Source organism: Bacillus ndiopicus, from assembly GCF_000612805.1.
Taxonomy (GTDB): domain Bacteria; phylum Bacillota; class Bacilli; order Bacillales_A; family Planococcaceae; genus Metasolibacillus; species Metasolibacillus ndiopicus.
In genome coordinates this window covers 84195-102832 of sequence record NZ_HG964411.1, presented here as the reverse complement: position 1 = coordinate 102832, position 18638 = coordinate 84195, and the positions used below count along the sequence as shown (strand labels likewise).

21 protein-coding genes are annotated in these 18638 nt (G+C 36.7%); 20 read left to right on the top strand and 1 reads right to left on the bottom strand.

Annotated features, from left to right (window positions below; genetic code table 11):
• Positions 1-816 precede the first annotated feature (816 nt).
• The 13 genes from TY13_RS18835 to rsmI all read left to right on the top strand — a co-directional run bounded on the left by TY13_RS18835 (position 817) and on the right by rsmI (position 10430).
• Positions 817-1014, top strand: a complete 198-nt coding sequence (locus TY13_RS18835; protein WP_042479122.1) for a sigma factor — start codon at positions 817-819, stop codon at positions 1012-1014.
• Positions 1015-1111: 97 nt separating this feature from the next.
• Positions 1112-1489, top strand: coding sequence for an RNA polymerase sigma factor (locus TY13_RS18830; RefSeq protein ID WP_052344389.1), 378 nt, complete (start codon positions 1112-1114; stop codon positions 1487-1489).
• Positions 1482-2360, top strand: a complete 879-nt coding sequence (locus TY13_RS18825) for a hypothetical protein (RefSeq protein WP_042479121.1) — start codon at positions 1482-1484, stop codon at positions 2358-2360. The genes TY13_RS18830 and TY13_RS18825 overlap by 8 nt, the downstream gene beginning before the upstream one ends.
• Before the next feature lie 284 nt (positions 2361-2644).
• Positions 2645-4069, top strand: a complete 1425-nt coding sequence (locus TY13_RS18820) for an aminotransferase class I/II-fold pyridoxal phosphate-dependent enzyme (protein ID WP_042479119.1) — start codon at positions 2645-2647, stop codon at positions 4067-4069.
• 18 nt (positions 4070-4087) lie between these two features.
• Positions 4088-4717 (top strand): dTMP kinase, encoded by a 630-nt coding sequence (tmk, locus tag TY13_RS18815; RefSeq protein WP_042479117.1) that lies wholly within the window; start codon positions 4088-4090, stop codon positions 4715-4717.
• Positions 4718-4787: 70 nt separating this feature from the next.
• Positions 4788-5117 carry a cyclic-di-AMP receptor gene (locus TY13_RS18810; protein WP_042479116.1) on the top strand — a complete coding sequence of 110 codons (330 nt, stop codon included), beginning with the start codon at positions 4788-4790 and terminating at the stop codon, positions 5115-5117.
• 55 nt (positions 5118-5172) lie between these two features.
• Positions 5173-5610 carry a YaaR family protein gene (locus TY13_RS18805; protein ID WP_042479114.1) on the top strand — a complete coding sequence of 146 codons (438 nt, stop codon included), beginning with the start codon at positions 5173-5175 and terminating at the stop codon, positions 5608-5610.
• Positions 5611-5729: 119 nt separating this feature from the next.
• Complete coding sequence (holB, locus tag TY13_RS18800; protein ID WP_042479113.1) at positions 5730-6734, top strand: DNA polymerase III subunit delta'; 1005 nt, start codon at positions 5730-5732, stop codon at positions 6732-6734.
• On the top strand, positions 6727-7542 hold the full coding sequence (locus TY13_RS18795) for a PSP1 domain-containing protein (RefSeq protein ID WP_042479112.1): 816 nt from the start codon (positions 6727-6729) through the stop codon (positions 7540-7542). Before holB ends, TY13_RS18795 begins: the two co-directional genes overlap by 8 nt.
• 109 nt (positions 7543-7651) lie before the next feature.
• Positions 7652-7999, top strand: a complete 348-nt coding sequence (yabA, locus tag TY13_RS18790; protein ID WP_042479111.1) for a DNA replication initiation control protein YabA — start codon at positions 7652-7654, stop codon at positions 7997-7999.
• 212 nt (positions 8000-8211) lie between these two features.
• Positions 8212-8961 carry a tRNA1(Val) (adenine(37)-N6)-methyltransferase gene (locus tag TY13_RS18785; protein WP_042479110.1) on the top strand — a complete coding sequence of 250 codons (750 nt, stop codon included), beginning with the start codon at positions 8212-8214 and terminating at the stop codon, positions 8959-8961.
• A complete protein-coding gene (locus tag TY13_RS18780) occupies positions 8945-9232 on the top strand; it encodes a GIY-YIG nuclease family protein (RefSeq protein WP_042479109.1) in 288 nt (95 codons plus the stop codon). The genes TY13_RS18785 and TY13_RS18780 overlap by 17 nt, the downstream gene beginning before the upstream one ends.
• A gap of 328 nt (positions 9233-9560) precedes the next feature.
• On the top strand, positions 9561-10430 hold the full coding sequence (rsmI, locus tag TY13_RS18775) for a 16S rRNA (cytidine(1402)-2'-O)-methyltransferase (protein WP_042479107.1): 870 nt from the start codon (positions 9561-9563) through the stop codon (positions 10428-10430).
• 61 nt (positions 10431-10491) lie between these two features.
• Here rsmI and TY13_RS18770 read toward each other — a convergent pair whose 3' ends face one another.
• Positions 10492-10770: an AbrB/MazE/SpoVT family DNA-binding domain-containing protein gene (locus tag TY13_RS18770; protein ID WP_042479106.1), complete on the bottom strand. Its 279-nt coding sequence runs from the start codon at positions 10768-10770 to the stop codon at positions 10492-10494.
• Between the two features lie 539 nt (positions 10771-11309).
• Here TY13_RS18770 and metG point away from each other — a divergent pair.
• From metG to TY13_RS18735, 7 genes are all read left to right on the top strand, one after another.
• A complete protein-coding gene (gene metG / locus TY13_RS18765) occupies positions 11310-13268 on the top strand; it encodes a methionine--tRNA ligase (RefSeq protein ID WP_042479104.1) in 1959 nt (652 codons plus the stop codon).
• Between the two features lie 252 nt (positions 13269-13520).
• Complete coding sequence (locus TY13_RS18760) at positions 13521-14297, top strand: TatD family hydrolase (protein WP_042479102.1); 777 nt, start codon at positions 13521-13523, stop codon at positions 14295-14297.
• Positions 14298-14430: 133 nt separating this feature from the next.
• Positions 14431-15630, top strand: coding sequence for a G5 and 3D domain-containing protein (locus TY13_RS18755; protein WP_042479100.1), 1200 nt, complete (start codon positions 14431-14433; stop codon positions 15628-15630).
• Positions 15631-16158: 528 nt separating this feature from the next.
• Complete coding sequence (gene rnmV / locus TY13_RS18750) at positions 16159-16722, top strand: ribonuclease M5 (RefSeq protein WP_042479099.1); 564 nt, start codon at positions 16159-16161, stop codon at positions 16720-16722.
• Positions 16715-17602: a 16S rRNA (adenine(1518)-N(6)/adenine(1519)-N(6))-dimethyltransferase RsmA gene (rsmA, locus tag TY13_RS18745; protein ID WP_042479098.1), complete on the top strand. Its 888-nt coding sequence runs from the start codon at positions 16715-16717 to the stop codon at positions 17600-17602. Before rnmV ends, rsmA begins: the two co-directional genes overlap by 8 nt.
• 146 nt (positions 17603-17748) lie before the next feature.
• Positions 17749-18006 (top strand): biofilm formation stimulator Veg, encoded by a 258-nt coding sequence (gene veg, locus TY13_RS18740; protein ID WP_042479096.1) that lies wholly within the window; start codon positions 17749-17751, stop codon positions 18004-18006.
• 133 nt (positions 18007-18139) lie between these two features.
• Positions 18140-18328: a small, acid-soluble spore protein, alpha/beta type gene (locus TY13_RS18735; protein ID WP_042479095.1), complete on the top strand. Its 189-nt coding sequence runs from the start codon at positions 18140-18142 to the stop codon at positions 18326-18328.
• Positions 18329-18638: the final 310 nt, after the last annotated feature.

Here is an 18638-nt window from a genome sequence, read left to right as displayed (position 1 = left end):
GTTTTTTTGTTTAAAAAAAGGGAAGCCCCTAACTACCAAAGACCGAAAAGGTCAGCTCGGCGTGGTATCGTAAACAAACAATGACTATACCTTTCAAGCGAATACCATATGAAGCAGTGCAGATAAGCAATTTTTTGTATGCACATAGAATTTTCTATGGCTTTCCTGATAGAAGTGCAAAAGTTAATGATAGAACTCAAAAACTTACTAATAGAAACCTTAAAGTTACTGATAGGAATGCACAAATTCCTGATAGAACAACTCAAAAAGAGTTTATTTGGTCACCCTAAAAAGAATTAGTCTCAACCTAATTGATTTTCAGATATCCACCTACTGGTAAGCAATTACCTTAAATCATAGTGAAAAATAACTTTAATACATGACGTTTCATTAAAATATATCCCATAGAAATCAATATTTACACATGCCTTAAAATAAAATTGATTTATTTCCTTGCTTGTCAAAAAACATAAAAACCCCTAAAAACGAATTTTATCTATCAGTCAAAAGTGTCATTATAAAAAATAACAAGTACCTTCTCCAAAACTGCTTCTGGATTGATGATAAATTACGCTTTGACTAACTTAAGTTAAGATTTCTTTCGAGCTTGCGAAGGAAACCCTTTCAAAATCTATGAAAAGTACAAAAACATTTGCTTCTGCGGTTACTGGTCGCAAAAAATATTCGTTGAATCAAGATAAAAAAGGCAGCTAAAAGGCAGCCCTTTTTTATGCATATTCTTAAAACTTTTTCACGTTTACTAATTCCAATACTTAGTTTATTCGTCTTTAATTATAGAAGAGAAGGAGGGATGGTGTGCAGATTGTATATGAGCGACACTATGAAGCAATTTATCAATACATACTCTTTTTAACAACAAATCCAGCAATTGTTGATGATTTTGTTCAAGAAACGTTTATCTGGATTCAGCAAAAAACTACCACCTCTACAGGTTGCGAGATGAATGCTATATTTTGTTTTCTATGGTTCAGTGGGTGTCCAAATACTCACTGAATCAAGATAAACGCCCCGGCGGATGTCACAGATTTTTGAAGAGGAGTTTTTCGAGCAAGCTCGAAAAAAATCTGGACGCAATTACGCCAAGGCGTAATTGATTTGCTTTTATCACACAAAGCAAGTGCAAAATGAAAAGGCATTGCTTATTCGAATCGCGCGAAATTTAGTATACGACCATTTCAGGCGCAAAAGGCATTTAAAATGGCTACCTTTACCGAAAAAAGATTATGCGGATGAAGCCTCATTACCTGAGGAGCTACTGCTGCGTTCACAGGAAGTACAAGAATTATATAAGGCACTAACAAAAATTAAAATAAATTATCGTGAAGTGATTGTCCTTCGTTATATTGAAGAATTATCGGTGAAAGAGGTTGCTCATTATTTAGAATTATCAGAGGTACAGGTAAAAAATTATACGGCACAGGGATTAAAAGCATTGCGTAATATAATGGGGAGGGAAGAAGATGTTTGATTTTAAACAATTAGCTGTAAAGCCTAGTAAAGAAAAGAAGGAGCAACAATATCGTTTACTAGAAGAACGGTTGCAAAAAAAGAAAACAGCTTTGCTACCGACTGTATTGCTCCCTCTCAGTATGCTTATTGCTTTTTTACTGTTTATAACGTTTCCTACTGAGCAATTTAAACAAACTGCGACTGCAGAAAGTTCGATCGTTGAGATTTTAGGTACTTTAGGTGATGGGAATCCAAGCTCTATTTATCGATTTGGTGTAAAAAATATAACGAGCGATGCATTGATTTCCAGTTTTGAGAGAGCTTTAAGCGAAATGCAACCTATTACTGTACCGAAAAATACTCAAGTTACATATGCAATACAGTTAAAGTATGCGGACCGTACAGTAGAGCGTTATTATATGCAATGGGCGGAGAGGTCATATATATATTTCAAGGATGCGAAAGAGCAATGGTTTGTGATTGATGATGTCGAGCTTTATCAGACGTTTGCGGCTTTATATTTCCCAATAACAGAGCGAAGTAGCATGACTTATATTGTGATACTTTTACTAGTTATTGTACTGAAAATAGCGGAGAGGCATATTTGGCAACAGGGACATGACGGGAAAAAATTAAAGCTGTATTCAACGATATGGCAGCATCTAATTGACGCTTGTATAATACTTATAATATTTGTTACTTTACTTATGAAGGGCAATCCATCCGTATTTTGGAGCCTCCTATGTATTGTTATTGGATGGTTTTTAAAAATTAAAATAGAATCGAGTTACACGAATGAGGCGTGGCGTTACAAAATCATGATTTATCGTTTTGTCCTTCTTCTCATAGTATGGTATTTCATTATTTATCAGGGCGTGGCTTTATCTTGATTCAGTAAAGATTTTCTGCGACGAGAAACGTCTTTGTATTAGTGACCAATGTGACTTCTCCCCTAAATGTTGGGATGATTGAGCCTTTATTTCCCTGTTAATCCGAAACCTCTGAGGTATCACAGATTTCGGAGGGAGACTAGCATAGCAGCGAGTAGTGATGATTTTAGAATCAGTTCGATAAGAATCTGGGGTTGAAACGTAACTGATATTAAGGGCGCTGGTATTTTCCAGACGCTCTTTTTGATATAATAAGAGCAGAAAGACGAACGGAGTGAAGGAAGATGAAACGAGAGCGTCCGCTTGTGGAAGCTTTGCAAAAATTCGCTGGGCAAGAGCCGCATTCTTTGCATGTACCAGGGCATAAAAATGGTAGTATTTCAAATTTACCAAAGGAAATGCAGCAGGCCTTACGCTATGATATGACAGAGTTGACAGGATTAGATGATTTTCATCAACCAGAGGAGGCTATTGCTGAAGCGGAGGAATTGCTACGTCAAACGTATGAAGCAGACCGCAGCTTTTTTTTAGTAAATGGTTCAACTGTTGGGAACTTAGCGATGATTTATGCAACATGTCAAAGAGGCGATACAGTTCTTGTTCAACGTAATGCGCATAAATCGATTTTCCATGCACTAGAGCTAGTTGGTGTACAGCCTGTTTATTTAGCGCCAGAATGGGACGAGTATACATTTACTCCTACACATATTGATTTAAATGTAGTGAAAGAAGCTTTGCAGCATTTCCCAAACGTGAAGGCAGTTATTTTAACATCACCTACATATTACGGTGTTGTAACCGAACAATTAAAATCAATTATAGATTTATGTCATACATATAAAATTCCAGTGCTAGTGGATGAGGCTCATGGAGCGCATTTTATTGCGAGTGATAGCTTTCCTATGTCAGCTTTAGCGTTAGGAGCAGATATTGTTGTACAATCGGCACATAAAACATTACCAGCAATGACAATGGCTTCATTTTTACATGTGAAATCATCTCTTGTGGAAAGTGAAAAAGTGAATAAATATTTACGCATGCTGCAATCGAGTAGCCCCTCTTATCTATTGTTAGCGTCTTTAGATGATGCGAGGCATTATGTTAGCACATATATTGAAGCAGATGCACATTATTTAATGGAAAAGCGGATGCAATGGATAGAATCGCTACGGGCGATTGACGAGCTGCTTGTTATTGAGGTAGATGACCCTTTAAAATTGCTATTACGTGTACGAGGATATACAGGCTTTCAGTTTAAGGAACAGCTAGAGCGAAACCAATTATATGTAGAACTTGCGGATGCAGAGCAAGTGTTAGTAATTTTACCACTTCTTAAAAGAGGAGATGCATATCCTTTTGCAGATATGCGTATACGTATAAAAGAAGCTGTTGCAGTGCTACTAACAACAGAGAAAGAGGCATTACCAAAATTAAGTGAACAATTTAGCTTAACTAAAATCGTAATGCCAGAATATAGCTTTGAGGAAGTAGAGCAGCTTGAGAAGGAATGGATACCTTATATGCGTGCAATAGGGCGTGTTGCGGCATCGATGATTATTCCATATCCGCCTGGGGTTCCATTGTTCATACCTGGGGAAAAAATTACTGTCGCAAAACTAAGTCAATTAGAGGAACTACTAGCGATAGGGGCAGCGTTTCAAGGGGATCATCAATTAAACAAAAAACATATTTATGTCATAAAGCAGTAGTCGGAGGAATATAACAACATGGTAAGCAATTTATTTATTACATTTGAAGGGCCAGATGGAGCTGGAAAAACATCTGTGCTAAAAGAGATTGTACAACGCTTAAAGCAACATAATATAAATTTTTTAGCAACGAGAGAGCCAGGAGGAATTCGCATTGCTGAAAATATTAGAGAAGTTATTTTAAATCCAGAATATAAGGAAATGGATGCGCATACAGAAGCATTGCTGTATGCTGCAGCGCGTAGCCAGCATTTTTATGAAAAAATTACACCAGCGCTTCAAGCTGGGAAGCATGTGTTATGTGATCGATTTATTGATTCCTCGCTAGCATATCAAGGCTATGCTAGAGAGCTTGGTGTGGATGAAGTGCTTAGTATTAACGAATTTGCGATAGGTAAAAGAATGCCTGATTTAACAATCTTTTTTGAATTAGAGGCACAGGTTGGATTGGCGCGAATTCAAGCGAATCGTTCAGATGAAATTAATCGTTTAGATGCCGAAAGTTTAGCGTTTCATGAGAAAGTACATGCTGGTTATGAAGAGGTGCTACGACGTTATCCAGAACGAATTCGTACAGTAGATGCCTCGAAGTCATTGGATGAAGTAATTGAAGATGTTTGGGAAATTTTAAAAGAGGTTATAGTTTAAAAGTAAATGAATTGCATGACAGTATTGTGCTATAATAGTACTATCAATTTTATTGAAGGGGTGAGGGCGGATGAAATTAGTAGTAGCCGTTGTACAAGATCAAGACAGTAACCGTTTATCGAATGCATTAACTAAAAATAATTACCGAGCAACAAAACTAGCAAGTACAGGTGGGTTTTTACGTTCAGGAAATACAACATTTTTAATTGGTACAGATGATTCGCTAATACCGAAGCTTTTAGATATTATCCGAGAAAACTGTCGGGCACGAGAACAAATGGTAGCACCAGTTTCACCGATGGGAGGCAATGCAGACTCCTATATCCCATATCCTGTTGAGGTAGAAGTTGGGGGCGCTACGGTATTTGTACTGCCAATTGAGCAATTCCATCATTTCTAATTCCGAACGAATGATAGCTAACATATAATTAGTAGTAGCGCTGGAGGGAAATTCATTGAAAATCAATCAAGATCTACGTGTTATAAACACAAATCGCAATGAACTAAGGCCTACAACACAAGGCGCTAATCGTTTTGGAGAGATGGTTGTAAAGCAAGGCTCTAAAATGCAAACAGAGCAATTAACACGTTTACTTGGTGATATTTCGGCAGCAGGGGAGCGTGTAGCGAGGTCGCGTAATTTACGTGAGCTGACACGTTATAAAATGCTTATCAAACGCTTTTTACAAGAAGCTGTTGATTATGGTCTCGAAATGAAGCAATCACATACGTGGAATCGCTTTGGCGAAGGGCGTCGTTTAAAAATCATCGAAACAATCGATGAACGCCTGGTTGAATTGGCGCAAGATTTGTTAGATGAAGAAAAGGAAACGATCGACCTATTAGCTAAAATAGGTGAAATTAAAGGATTATTAATTAATCTATATATGTAAAACCCGTGTCTCCACCACATGACACGGGCTTTTTTCTAAGATGGATAAAATGACGCTTCAATCAGTTGAGTCTTTGTGCTAATACGAAATAAATTTGAAGATGTGAAAAGGTGAAGCAAATGGCACATAATATGAATGAGCTAGAGACGCTACAGCCTGTAGTCATAAAGCAAATTCAAACAATTTACGAGAAAAATAGAATGGTTCATGCCTATATTTTTGATGGCGAAAAAGGTAGCGGAAAAAAAGCTGTAATGCAGTTTTTTGTAAAGCTTTTATTATGTGAAAATGTGTCGAATAATGTTCCATGTGAAACATGTCGAAACTGCTTAAGGGTAGATTCAGGTAATCATCCAAATATTCGACAAATAGAACCTGATGGACAATTTATTAAGGTTGACCAAGTGAGAGAGCTTATTTCTGAAATGACGATGACGGCTGTGGAAAAAGGACGAAAAATTTATGTGCTTCATCACGCAGATAAATTAAATGTGGCTTCCGCTAATACACTGCTAAAGTTTTTAGAGGAACCAGATGGCGATGTGATAGCGATTTTATTAACGGAGCAAATTCAATCGATGTTACCAACGATACGTTCGCGCTGTCAGCATATAAAATTTTCACAAATACCGAGACAAGTTATTATGCAGCAATTAGTAGAGCAAGGTATTACACAGTCAATGGCGGCTACGGTGAGTATGGTAGCAAATGAAATAGAAACGGCACTTTTTTTGGCAAAAGCTGACCTATTTGCACACGCGAGAAAAACAGTGTTAAAATTAATAGAAGCTGTCAGAAAAAATGTCCATGAGGCGATGTTAATCGTACATGAAGAGTGGCTACCTTCCTTTAAAGAAAAAAGCGAAATGGAGCAGGCGCTTGATTTACTGCTTTTTGCTTACCGCGATATTGTCGCATTAAAAGCAAATATGGAATCTGCTTGCACTTATCCAGATATGCTACAAACTTTTAAAGAGATAGCCTTACACACGACATACGAGCAATTATCAAATCAAATGCAGGCAATTTTACAAGCTAGACAGCAGCTGCAACGTAATATGAATAGGACGTTGTTGATGGAGCAGCTTATGCTGAATCTGCAGGAGGGGTACACATTTGTATAATGTAGTTGGTGTTCGCTTTAAAAAAGCGGGCAAAATATATTATTTCGATCCAGCAATGTACGAATTAGAGGAAAATCAATACGTCATTGTAGAAACAGCGCGAGGCATTGAATATGGTAAAGTCATTATACCTACTAAGGAAGTTGGGGAAAATGATGTTGTATTACCATTAAAGCAAGTTGTACGCCCAGCGGATGAGCGTGATCGTATTCAAGTAGATGAAAATCAAGCAGAGGCAAAACGTGCGTTTGATTTAGCTAATGCTAAAATTATCGAGCATAGCTTAGATATGAAGCTAGTCGATGTTGAATATACGTTTGACCGCAATAAAATTATTTTCTATTTTACTGCGGAAGGACGCGTAGATTTTCGTGAGCTTGTAAAAGATCTCGCATCAGTTTTCCGTACGCGTATTGAACTGCGTCAAATAGGTGTCCGCGATGAGGCAAAATTATTAGGTGGTATCGGTCCATGCGGTCGAATGTTATGTTGTTCAACATTTTTAGGTGATTTTGATCCCGTATCAATAAAAATGGCTAAAGATCAAAACTTATCTTTAAATCCGACGAAAATTTCAGGACTTTGCGGTCGTTTAATGTGCTGTTTAAAATATGAGAATGACGAATACGAAACAGCTAAGGAAGGGATGCCGGATATTGGCGAAACGACAATGACGCCAAATGGTATCGGAAAAGTAATAGGCTTAAATGTATTAGAACGTTTAATTCAAGTATATTTACAGGAACAAGAGCGAACAGTAGAGTATACGCTCGATGAAATATTGCAATGTGAAGGAAATCTTATATAGACTCAGTACGTCTAACTTTTCTAGAAGATTACGTGAAAAAGTTTAGATGTAATTGATAAAGGTGATAGACTTCTGCTGAAAAAGATAAAGATTTAATGGGGTGGCTTGAGTGAAGGACCGTAATTTCTTAAATACCGTTATGGAATTCGAACAACAACTTGAAGCGATACAAGAGCAATTTAACTATTTAAAACAGTTTGTTGCACATATGATGGAGGAGCATCAAACACTTCAAGCGGAAAATCTTCACCTACGTGCTCGCTTAGATGAATTGCAATCGAATGAAGCGATACAAAATGAGGAGCGCAAAAGTGATGTGGCGGATATTGGTGAGGGTTATGATAACCTAGCACGTCTTTATCATGAAGGATTTCATGTGTGCCACGTTCATTTTGGCAGCTCGCGAAAAGGTGAGGATTGCTTGTTTTGCCTATCGTTTTTAAATAAAACAACATAGATAATGAAAAGGGAGTGTCTCAAAATAACTTTCGGACACTCCCTTTGTAATGAGCAATACTTTGAGAATGTTGTACTATATTTTTTAGATTGCATAATTTTTTATAAAAACTTGGAAGGGCTGATGGGATGGCAGATGAACATTTGCTTTCCTAACAGTCCCTCTTTTTTGTTAGTTCATCATAAAGAAATAGCTTGAAGGAAGTGTTAGAAATGGAACAATGGTTACAAGGTGATGAGCGCTTAGATTATCTATTAGCAGAGGATTTGCGTATCATTCAAAGTCCCTCTGTATTTTCTTTTTCCCTAGATGCAGTACTGTTGGCACGTTTTGTGAATATACCAAAAAGTAAAGGACATATTGTTGATTTATGTTCAGGTAATGGTGTAATTCCATTATTTTTAAGTGCGCGTACAAAGGCACAAATTACAGGGGTAGAGTTGCAGCCAAGATTATACGATATGGCATGTAGAAGTGTGCGCTATAATGGATTAGAACAGCAAATTACAATGACATTAGATGATGTAAAGGAAGTAGCAGATAAATTAGGTATTGAAAAATATGATGCTGTAACATGTAATCCTCCATATTTTTTAGCACATGAGATGAGCGATAAAAACATAAGCGAGCATCATGCGATTGCGCGTCATGAGATTCACTTAACATTAGAGGAAGCAGTAATTGCTGCAAGCCGTTTATTAAAGCAGGGTGGTAAAGCTGCTTTTGTACACCGTCCGGGTCGACTGCTCGATATTGTTACTGCTATGAGAGCACATCGTATAGAACCGAAGCGTATTCGCTTTGTTTATCCGAAAATGGGGAAGGAAGCAAATACATTATTAATAGAAGGAATTAAAGATGGAAAGCCAGATTTGAAAATTTTACCACCCCTTTATGTGTATGATGAGGCCAATAATTATACAGCAGAAGTGAGTGAGCTTTTATATGGAGAACGAAGCTAAGTATTATTTCTATGTCCTTCAATGCAAAGATGGGTCATTATATGCTGGTTATACAAATAATTTAGAACGGCGAGTGGCTGTCCATAATACTGGCAAAGGGGCAAAATATACGCGAGCTCGCTTACCTGTCACATGCATTTATTTTGAGGAGTTTGTAACAAAGCGAGAGGCGATGCAGCAGGAGTACGCATTTAAACAGCTAACGCGTGAAAAAAAGGAAATTTACATAAATAGTGCTAACCAAAAAGTCGGAATCATTTCTGAACAATGAAATGTTTAGTTTTAAACAGTGCAAGGATGATGGGAGCTAAAACTATTAAATAGCCAAAGAAGAATAGGATGGTGGTTATTTCACTGATCTATATGGATATTATTGGGCACTTGGTGCATCTAATATGTTAGTTATTAAAGATTTATAATTTTATTATTCAAGGTTGTCCGAAAAGCAGGCTGACGCGCTTTTTTTCGGACAATTTTTTGTTGTACGAAAAAGTAATATTAGCTTTCTGGACACCTTCTCAGTTGGCATTCCTCGCTTTTTTGTTTGATTATAGCATAATGGTGTATACTTAGATGATGATAGTTAGGGAGGAATAAGCATGAAATCACAAAAAAGTAGCCAGCATGAGGCAGGTGCATGCTTATATTTAGTGGCAACACCAATTGGCAACCTGGAAGATATGACGATGCGAGCATTACGTATTTTAAAGGAAGTAGATGTTATTGCGGCTGAAGATACACGTAATACGAAAAAGCTTTGTCATTATTTTGAGATTACAACACCGCTTGTAAGCTACCATGAACATAATATAGAAGCTGGTGGAGAAAAGCTTTTGCAATATTTACGTGAAGGGAAATCGGTTGCACTTGTTAGCGATGCAGGATTACCGTGTATTTCGGACCCTGGTGCTGATATTGTAACGAAGGCAATTGCAGAGGACTTTGCTGTTGTTCCAATTCCAGGAGCGAATGCGGCATTGACGGCGCTTATTGCTTCTGGGATTACACCACAGCCATTTTACTTTTTCGGCTTTTTAAATCGCCATAAAAAGGACCGCCGTTTACAGCTTGAAAGCTTAAAGAAACGTCAAGAAACAATAATCTTTTATGAGGCACCACATCGTTTGAAGGAGACTTTGAAGGATATTGAGCTTGTTATTGGCAACCGCCAAATTACTTTAGCGCGTGAGTTAACAAAAAAATTCGAAGAGTTTTTACGTGGTACTGTAAACGAAGCGCTGGAGTGGACAACGAACAATGAAATTCGAGGAGAGTTTTGTGTCGTATTAGAAGGTAGCTCAGAGGATATTAAAGAGGATGAGCAAGCGTTTTGGACAAACTTAACGATTGAAGAGCATGTAGACTATATAATAGAAGAAATGCAAATATCATCGAAGGATGCGATTAAAGAAGTGGCGAAGCAACGCAATTTAGCAAAGCGAGATGTATATCAGATGTATCATAAGTAATGAAATAAAAAAACGGAGCTGTTTAGAAAGAATTCCTTTCTTCATAGCTCCGTTTTCTATTTTATTTTTTTAAGCCTGCTTCGATTTCTTTAATTAAAAGTTCTGCGCCTTCAGGACTTAAAATTAATTTACCGCCTACAAGACGTAGGTTATCGTCAGATACTTCACCAGTTACAGCACATGTCATATTTGGCATGTATTTTTTTAAGATGATTTTATCGTCATCCACATAAATTTCTAAAGCATCCTTTTCTGCAATACCTAATGTACGGCGTAATTCAATCGGAATTACTACACGTCCTAATTCATCTACTTTACGAACAATACCAGTTGATTTCATAATATTAGTTCCTCCTTAAAATAAATTGTATAACAATTCTACAAAATTCGACATGAATTGCTTGTCTAAGATGAATCATACCAAGTAATTACATAATCGTCAATAAATTAGTTTGAAAAAAAAGTTACTTTATAAATGATTTGTTAAAAAACAAGCTATAATCGCGGTTTATTGAGAAAATTTAGGATATAATAAGATTAAGGTTCTATTTATGTATCGGCGTAATTCTACAAAATTCGACATTATTTGTCGATTTATTTAATATTTATTGTGAAAAAAATTAGCTGGAGCCTATGAACATGAAAAATGAAACTACTGTAATGAAAGTCAATGGTTTATTAAGCTTCTTTATACCAAAAAAAGGGATATTTCGTTTTTATCAAAAATTATATTTTAATGGATTGAATAGTGTACTTATTCTGTCACTCATATCTTTTGGGGATAAGTCATTTAATAGGCTGTAATATTCTATCATTGAAACGAAATTCGGACTTCGATAGAATAGATACTATATTGCAAAGTAATTGGAGGCACTTTACGTGAACGAAAAACAAACATTTTATATAACAACCCCTATCTATTATCCGAGTGGTAAATTTCATATTGGTACTGCGTATACGACAGTAGCATCAGATACGATTGCGCGCTATAAACGTCTGCGCGGATTTGATGTACGTTTTTTAACGGGTATGGACGAGCATGGGCAAAAAATTCAAGAAAAAGCTGCTGAGTCAGGCAAAAATCCACAAGATTATGTAAATGAAATTGCCGATGCAGCGAAAAAGCTTTGGGCATTAATGGATATTTCATATGATGATTTTATCCAAACAACACAGGAGCGTCATACAAAGAGTGTAGAAAAAATCTTCAAGAAATTTTTAGATAATGGCGATATTTATAAAGGTGAATATGAAGGCCTATATTGTGTGCCTTGTGAATCATATTATACGGAAACACAGCTTGTAGATGGCAAATGTCCTGATTGCGGTCGAGATGTACAAAAGGTAAAGGAAGAATCATACTTCTTTAATATGAAGAAATACGCAGACCGTTTACTTAAGTATTATGAAAACAATGTAGAATTTATTGAACCAGAATCCCGTAAAAATGAAATGATTAACAATTTCATTAAACCGGGATTAGAGGATTTATCTGTTTCACGTACATCTTTCGACTGGGGAATTAAAGTACCTGGTGATCCGAAACATGTTATTTATGTATGGGTAGATGCACTTTCAAACTATATTACAGCATTAGGCTACGGCTCAGATAATGAAGAGCTATTTAATAAATATTGGCCAGCAGATGTGCATGTGGTAGGAAAGGATATTGTACGCTTCCACACTATTTATTGGCCGATTTTCTTAATGGCGCTTGATTTACCGCTGCCGAAAAAGGTATTTGCACACGGCTTTATTATGATGAAAGACGGAAAAATGTCGAAATCAAAAGGCAATGTCGTATATCCTGAAATGCTTGTAGAACGTTATGGGTTAGATGCAGCACGTTACTTCTTATTACGTGAGCTACCATTCGGTTCAGATGGAGTATTCTCTCCAGAATCATTTGTAGAGCGCACAAACTTTGATTTAGCAAATGATTTAGGAAATTTATTAAATCGTACTGTGTCGATGATGAATAAATATTTTGACGGCATTATTCCAACAAATGATTTACAGCCAACGGAGTTTGATGAAGCTTTAAAAGCACATGCAAACGAAACACGTATTAAATATGAAGAAAGTATGGAAAAAATGCAATTTAGCGTCGTTTTGGCGGAGCTTTGGTCACTAGTTTCTCGTACAAATAAATATATTGACGAGACAGCCCCTTGGGTATTAGCAAAGGATGAGGCGGATAAACCAAAATTAGCATCTGTTATGGCGAATCTAGCAGAAAGTCTGCGTCATATTGCAGTAATGCTGCAGCCATTTATGACAAAAACACCAGCGCGTATTTTGGAACAGCTAGGTTTAGATAACAAATTATTAGCATGGGATACAATTGAAACATTCGGCAATATTATTGCACCAAACGTAAAAGTAGCAGAAAAAGGAACGCCAATTTTCCCTCGTTTAGACAATGAAGTGGAAATTAATTATATTCGTGAACAAATGCAAAGTTCAGTACAAACGCCACAGGAGCAACCGAAAAAGCAAGAGGTTGAAGAGGTTGCTGAAATTTCTATTGATGACTTCATGAAAGTTGATTTACGTGTAGCAACAGTTACTGCTTGTGAGCCTGTCCCTAAAGCAAACAAATTATTAAAGCTACAGGTTGATTTGGGGTATGAGCAACGTCAAGTTGTTTCGGGTATTGCAGAGCATTACACACCAGAGCAATTAATTGGTCAAAAGGTGATTGTTGTTGCGAATTTAAAACCAGTGAAGCTACGTGGGGAATTATCACAAGGAATGATTTTAGCTGGCTCACATGATGGAGTGCTAACATTAGCTACAGTAGATCCGAAGCTTGAAAATGGAGCGAAAGTAAAATAATGCAAGGAGGGTCTGTTGGGAATTTTGTTTACGACAGGCTCTTGCTATTTAAAAATAAAAATGTGTATTAAATTATATTGGCATAATTAAAATACCCTGAAAAAGGATATTTATTAGTTCTATATAACCAATTTTAATTTCCGCTTATATATAATGTCACAAAGGGCAGAATTTTTGTAATGCAAATGTAATATTTCTGAAAACTAAGAAATAATTCAATCAAATAAAATATACGTCAGGAGTAATAGAAAAATGGTAACTTTTATAGACACACATGTGCATTTAAATGCAGAACAATATGATAATGATTTACAGCAAGTAATAGACCGTGCTATAGAAGCAAAAGTTGAAAAAATGGTTGTAATTGGTTTTGACCGCAAAACAATAGAGCGGGCTATGCAGTTGGTAGAAAAGTACGACTTTATTTATGCGGTAATTGGCTGGCATCCTGTTGATGCGATTGATTGCACAGAGCAGGATCTAGAATGGATTGAAGAACTTGCAGCACATCCTAAAGTAGTCGGTATTGGAGAAACTGGGCTTGATTATTATTGGGACAAATCACCAAAGGATGTACAGGAATTTTGGTTCCGCAAACAAATTAAGTTAGCGCAAAAATTAAATTTACCAATCATCATCCACAATCGAGATGCAACAGGAGATGTTGTGCGTATTTTACGTGAAGAAAATGCCGCCACTGTTGGAGGTATTATGCATTGCTTTGGAGGCAGCGTGGAAACTGCACGTGAATGTATAAATATGAATTTCATGATTAGCTTAGGTGGACCCGTGACATTCAAAAACGCACGTCAACCAAAAGAAGTGGCAAAGGAAATACCATTAGAGCATTTACTAATTGAAACAGATGCGCCATATTTAGCTCCGCACCCATATAGAGGGAAAAGAAATGAGCCTTCTTATGTGACGTTAGTAGCGGAGGAAATTGCGAGACAAAAAGAAGTTTCTTTGGAAGAAGTTGCCAACGTTACGACGGCAAATGCAATCCGTTTTTTTAAGTTGGATGTTTAAATCATGAACATGCCTCCAATACTGCGTTTAGAACACTTTTTTTAAAGTGTTTTTTAACGGCTAAAAAACTTTATAGTTGACAGCGTGAAATCTAGTCCGTATAATTCAGCGAGTATCAAGGAGGCGTATTTTCATGTCAAATAATTCCATGAAAAGCCAGTTCTTAGGATCATTGAGGAGCAAGGAAACAAGAACAAAAATATTATCGTTTGTCTTGTTTGCAGCTGTAATTTCATTCGTTCTTTTCCAAGGAACGAAATCACCAGTCGTTATTATGGCGAACGGGGAAGAACAAAAAGTATCAACACACGCAAAAACGGTTGGCGAGCTTTTAGAAGCGAGCGACATTAACGTATCACAATATGATAAAGTATCACCCTCAGTAGATACCAAAATCGTTAGTGGAATGACGATTGAATGGGAACAGGCAAAAGAAGTAATCGTTTCAGTTGACGGGAAAGAGTCAAATGTATGGACAACTGAAAAAGTAGTGAAGAACATTTTGGAAGAAGCAAATATCGAGGTAACAGAGCACGATAAAATATCACAAAGCTTAAATACTGAAATAGAGGCAGATAACAAAATCGATATTCAAAAGGCGTTTCAGTTAACGCTTGTCGATGGCTTAGAAGAGAGACAAGTTTGGTCCACTTCGACTACGGTCGCTAACTTTTTAAAACAACAAGGAATTCAATTAGGTGAATTTGATCGTGTCGAGAATAAACTGGAGAACGTTATCACTCCAGCAGAAAAAATCGTAGTTGTTCGCGTAGAAAAGGTTACCGATGTAGTGGAAGAATCCGTTGATTTCGCAGTCGAAAAGAAAAACGATTCTTCGTTGCTTAAGGGCAAAGAGAAAGTAGTAACAGAAGGTGTCGCAGGAAATGTAGAGCGCACTTACGTAGTAGTAAAAGAAAATGGTAAAGTTGTCGATAAAAAATTGAAATCTGAAAAGGTGACAAAGGAACCGACAACAAAAGTAGTTGCTGTAGGAACAAAAGTTGTCACTGCGAGTGTTTCTCGTAGTAATGCACCTACTGGCGGTACGGAGTTTTATGTTACAGCAACAGCATATACACCGTACTGTAACGGCTGTTCAGGCATTTCGGCAGCAGGTATTAACTTACGTAGCGATTCTGATTTAAAATTAATCGCTGTAGACCCAAGCGTAATTCCATTAGGAACAAAGGTGTGGGTTGAAGGCTATGGCTATGCAATTGCAGGAGATACAGGTGGCGCAATTAAAGGAAATAAAATTGATATTCTTGTACAAACAAAGCAACAAGCATATAGCTGGGGACGTAAAAAAGTCCGCATTAAGGTTTTAAATTAAATCTATAGGCAAGAAGATGAATACTCGATGGGCTATTAATACGAAAAGTGCCTAAACACTTATTGATAAAGAGAGTCAGCCTACGCGCAACACATGTGCGTGGTGGTGGAGTAACTAACATCGTATTGAAACAAGGTCCCATCAGATGTCATAAATTTTGAAGAGAGCAGGCCTGTTGATACAGGTCAGTTAACTATTGACGCGTATCATTACGTTTCTAAGTTGACTTCCATTAGTGCGCTCAAAAAAATCAAAACAAAATTGATTTAGAGTTGTACTTCTAACTCGATGTAATAGTTAGGAGTATAGCTAATTTCTACATGTTTAAAAACAAGCGAACAACAATAAACTATAGTAATGCCAAAATGTTCATAAACGCTTTCTCGCTTTTATAAAGGCGAGAAAGCTTTTTTCAATGGCCTAAACATAACTTATGGAAAAATACATATAGATAAAATTATGATAAAATGGCTCTATCATTTGTTCATTAAATTTGAAAAAGAACAACAATAGAAAAGAGGGGCATTTTTGGATATACGAGAAATAATCGTTGTAGAAGGTAAGGACGATACGACAGCGATTAAGCGTGCTGTTGGTGCTGATACAATTGAAACGAATGGTTCAGCAATTAATGAGGAAATATTACGCCGTATAGAGCATGCAAATGAAAAGCGCGGTGTAATTGTATTCACAGACCCAGATTATCCAGGGCGTCGAATACGAGCAATTATCGAAGAGCGTATACCAAGTGTAAAGCATGCATTTTTAGAGAAAAATAAAACCATTGCTAAAAACGGAAAAGGTCTTGGCATTGAGCATGCAAGTGATGAGGATATTCGCCAAGCACTTGAAAATGTATACACGCCGAACGAGCATATCCAAACAGAAGAAATTACACTAGAGGATTTAATGTTAGCCCGCCTTATCGGACATCCACAATCAAAGCCACGCCGTAATCGTTTAGGGGAAATATTAAATATAGGGATGACAAACGGTAAGCAGTTGCATAAACGGTTAAAAATGTTTCAAATTACACCAATACAATTTGCACAAGCAATTGCACAGTTAGATCAGGAGGAACAAAATGTATAAAGATATTGCAACACCTATTCGCACAAAGGAAATTTTAAATAAGTATGGATTTTCGTTTAAGAAAAGCTTAGGACAAAACTTTTTAATAGACCCAAATATTTTACGAAATATCGTCAGTCATGCACAGCTAACAGAAAATAGTGGTGCAATTGAGATTGGCCCAGGAATAGGGGCATTAACTGAGCATTTAGCGCGTGCGGCCAAAAAAGTTGTGTCATTCGAAATCGATCAACGTTTATTGCCAGTACTTGAAGATACTTTAAGCCCTTATGATAATGTAGCGATTGTGCACTCTGATATTTTAAAGGCTGATGTTGCCCAAGTGATTGCCCAGGAAATGCCAGATGTCCAAGATATCATGGTCGTTGCAAACTTACCATACTATGTGACGACACCAATTTTATTAAAGCTTTTGCATGATCAGCTACCTATTCGTGGCTTTGTTGTAATGATGCAAAAGGAAGTTGCAGATCGTATTACAGCTAAGCCTGGTACGAAGGAGTACGGTTCTCTTTCTATCGCTATTCAATATTATGTGACAGCAGAAGTTGCAATGGTTGTACCAAAAACAGTGTTTATGCCACAGCCAAACGTTGAATCAGCGGTTATACGATTAATTAAACATGAGGCACCGCCAGTAACAGTCATTGATGAAGAATTTTTATTTGAGGTAACTCGCGCGTCATTTGCTCAGCGTCGTAAAACGATTTTGAATAATTTGCAGGCAGGGCTACCAAATGGTAAACAAAAGAAAGATGAAATTTTAGCTGCTTTAGCTGGTAGCGAAATAGAACCGACACGCCGAGGAGAAACGTTAACAATTCAAGAATTTGGTAAATTGGCGGATGCGCTTTATCCAAGCTTTGCAAAACAACAATAATTTGCCTAACTTTAGACAATAATAAAAAAAATAAAATTTTTTTCGAGAAAAAAGTTGACTAAAATAATTGTATGGTGATAAAATATATTATTTTTGACATTGTTTATAAAACGTGATACACTAATATACAGTGAGGTGTATGCGAAATGCCAAAAACAATTGCCAATATTAAAAAGGCTCTAGATGGTCATTTAGGCAAACGTTTGCAAATAAGAGCGAACGGTAGCCGTAAAAAAACGGTTGAGTGTGCAGGTATACTAAGTGAAACACATCGAGCAGTATTTGTAGTAGAGCTCGATCAAAAAGATAATGCGTGTAAACGTGTTTCTTACAGCTACACAGATATTTTAACAGAAGCAGTAGAAATTACTTTTTTAGATGACGCAATCGCGGTCGGTAAATAATTCCTAATACTTTTTTATATGTAAAAGGCACTCAGATTTTGAGTGTTTTTTGTTTTTAAAGAGGTTGTATAAAAGTTGCCGTTTTAAACATACTAATGTAGCCAACTGAACTTTAGAAAGGGAGGTCATCTGCATGGCACGAAAAGGCATCATGTCGAATCGTCTGAAGGAAGAGATTGCAAAAGAGCTTGGATTTTATGATGTAGTAGAACGTGAAGGCTGGGGTGGTATTACTACCCGTGATGCAGGGAATATGGTTAAATATGCGATTGAGAAAGCAGAAAAGCTTCTTGCTGAGCAACAAGCTACAGATACAAAGTAGCGAGTGATTTTAACTTAAGGAAACCCATCATATAGAATAGTTGGCAAGAGGTGTCTAAAAATTATTTTAGGCACCTCTTTTTTATTTTTGAGCAAGGATAATATTAAGAATCAATCAAAACTATAATTTAAATCTAGTGTTCTTAGCTCTTCAAAAAGGGTGATTACTTTTCTAGCTGGACAACATTTCAGAAAACAATAATTAGCTTGCTAGAGCTCCTTGCATTTTTTTATTTTCGAACTATTTCTATTTCGTTTTCCAGACAATGAATATGATAAAATATAAATACTAATTGTATAAGAGAGCTCTA

Coding starts and splice junctions, on each gene's coding strand:
- TY13_RS18780 (WP_042479109.1), top strand. CDS start 8,945: ATGGAGAACGAAGCTAAGTATTATTTCTATGTCCTTCAATGCAAAGAT.
- TY13_RS18770 (WP_042479106.1), bottom strand. CDS start 10,770: ATGAAATCAACTGGTATTGTTCGTAAAGTAGATGAATTAGGACGTGTA.
- TY13_RS18760 (WP_042479102.1), top strand. CDS start 13,521: ATGGTAACTTTTATAGACACACATGTGCATTTAAATGCAGAACAATAT.
- TY13_RS18735 (WP_042479095.1), top strand. CDS start 18,140: ATGGCACGAAAAGGCATCATGTCGAATCGTCTGAAGGAAGAGATTGCA.
- rsmA (WP_042479098.1), top strand. CDS start 16,715: ATGTATAAAGATATTGCAACACCTATTCGCACAAAGGAAATTTTAAAT.
- tmk (WP_042479117.1), top strand. CDS start 4,088: ATGGTAAGCAATTTATTTATTACATTTGAAGGGCCAGATGGAGCTGGA.
- TY13_RS18785 (WP_042479110.1), top strand. CDS start 8,212: ATGGAACAATGGTTACAAGGTGATGAGCGCTTAGATTATCTATTAGCA.
- rsmI (WP_042479107.1), top strand. CDS start 9,561: ATGAAATCACAAAAAAGTAGCCAGCATGAGGCAGGTGCATGCTTATAT.
- holB (WP_042479113.1), top strand. CDS start 5,730: ATGGCACATAATATGAATGAGCTAGAGACGCTACAGCCTGTAGTCATA.
- TY13_RS18825 (WP_042479121.1), top strand. CDS start 1,482: ATGTTTGATTTTAAACAATTAGCTGTAAAGCCTAGTAAAGAAAAGAAG.
- TY13_RS18820 (WP_042479119.1), top strand. CDS start 2,645: ATGAAACGAGAGCGTCCGCTTGTGGAAGCTTTGCAAAAATTCGCTGGG.
- TY13_RS18755 (WP_042479100.1), top strand. CDS start 14,431: ATGTCAAATAATTCCATGAAAAGCCAGTTCTTAGGATCATTGAGGAGC.
- TY13_RS18810 (WP_042479116.1), top strand. CDS start 4,788: ATGAAATTAGTAGTAGCCGTTGTACAAGATCAAGACAGTAACCGTTTA.
- veg (WP_042479096.1), top strand. CDS start 17,749: ATGCCAAAAACAATTGCCAATATTAAAAAGGCTCTAGATGGTCATTTA.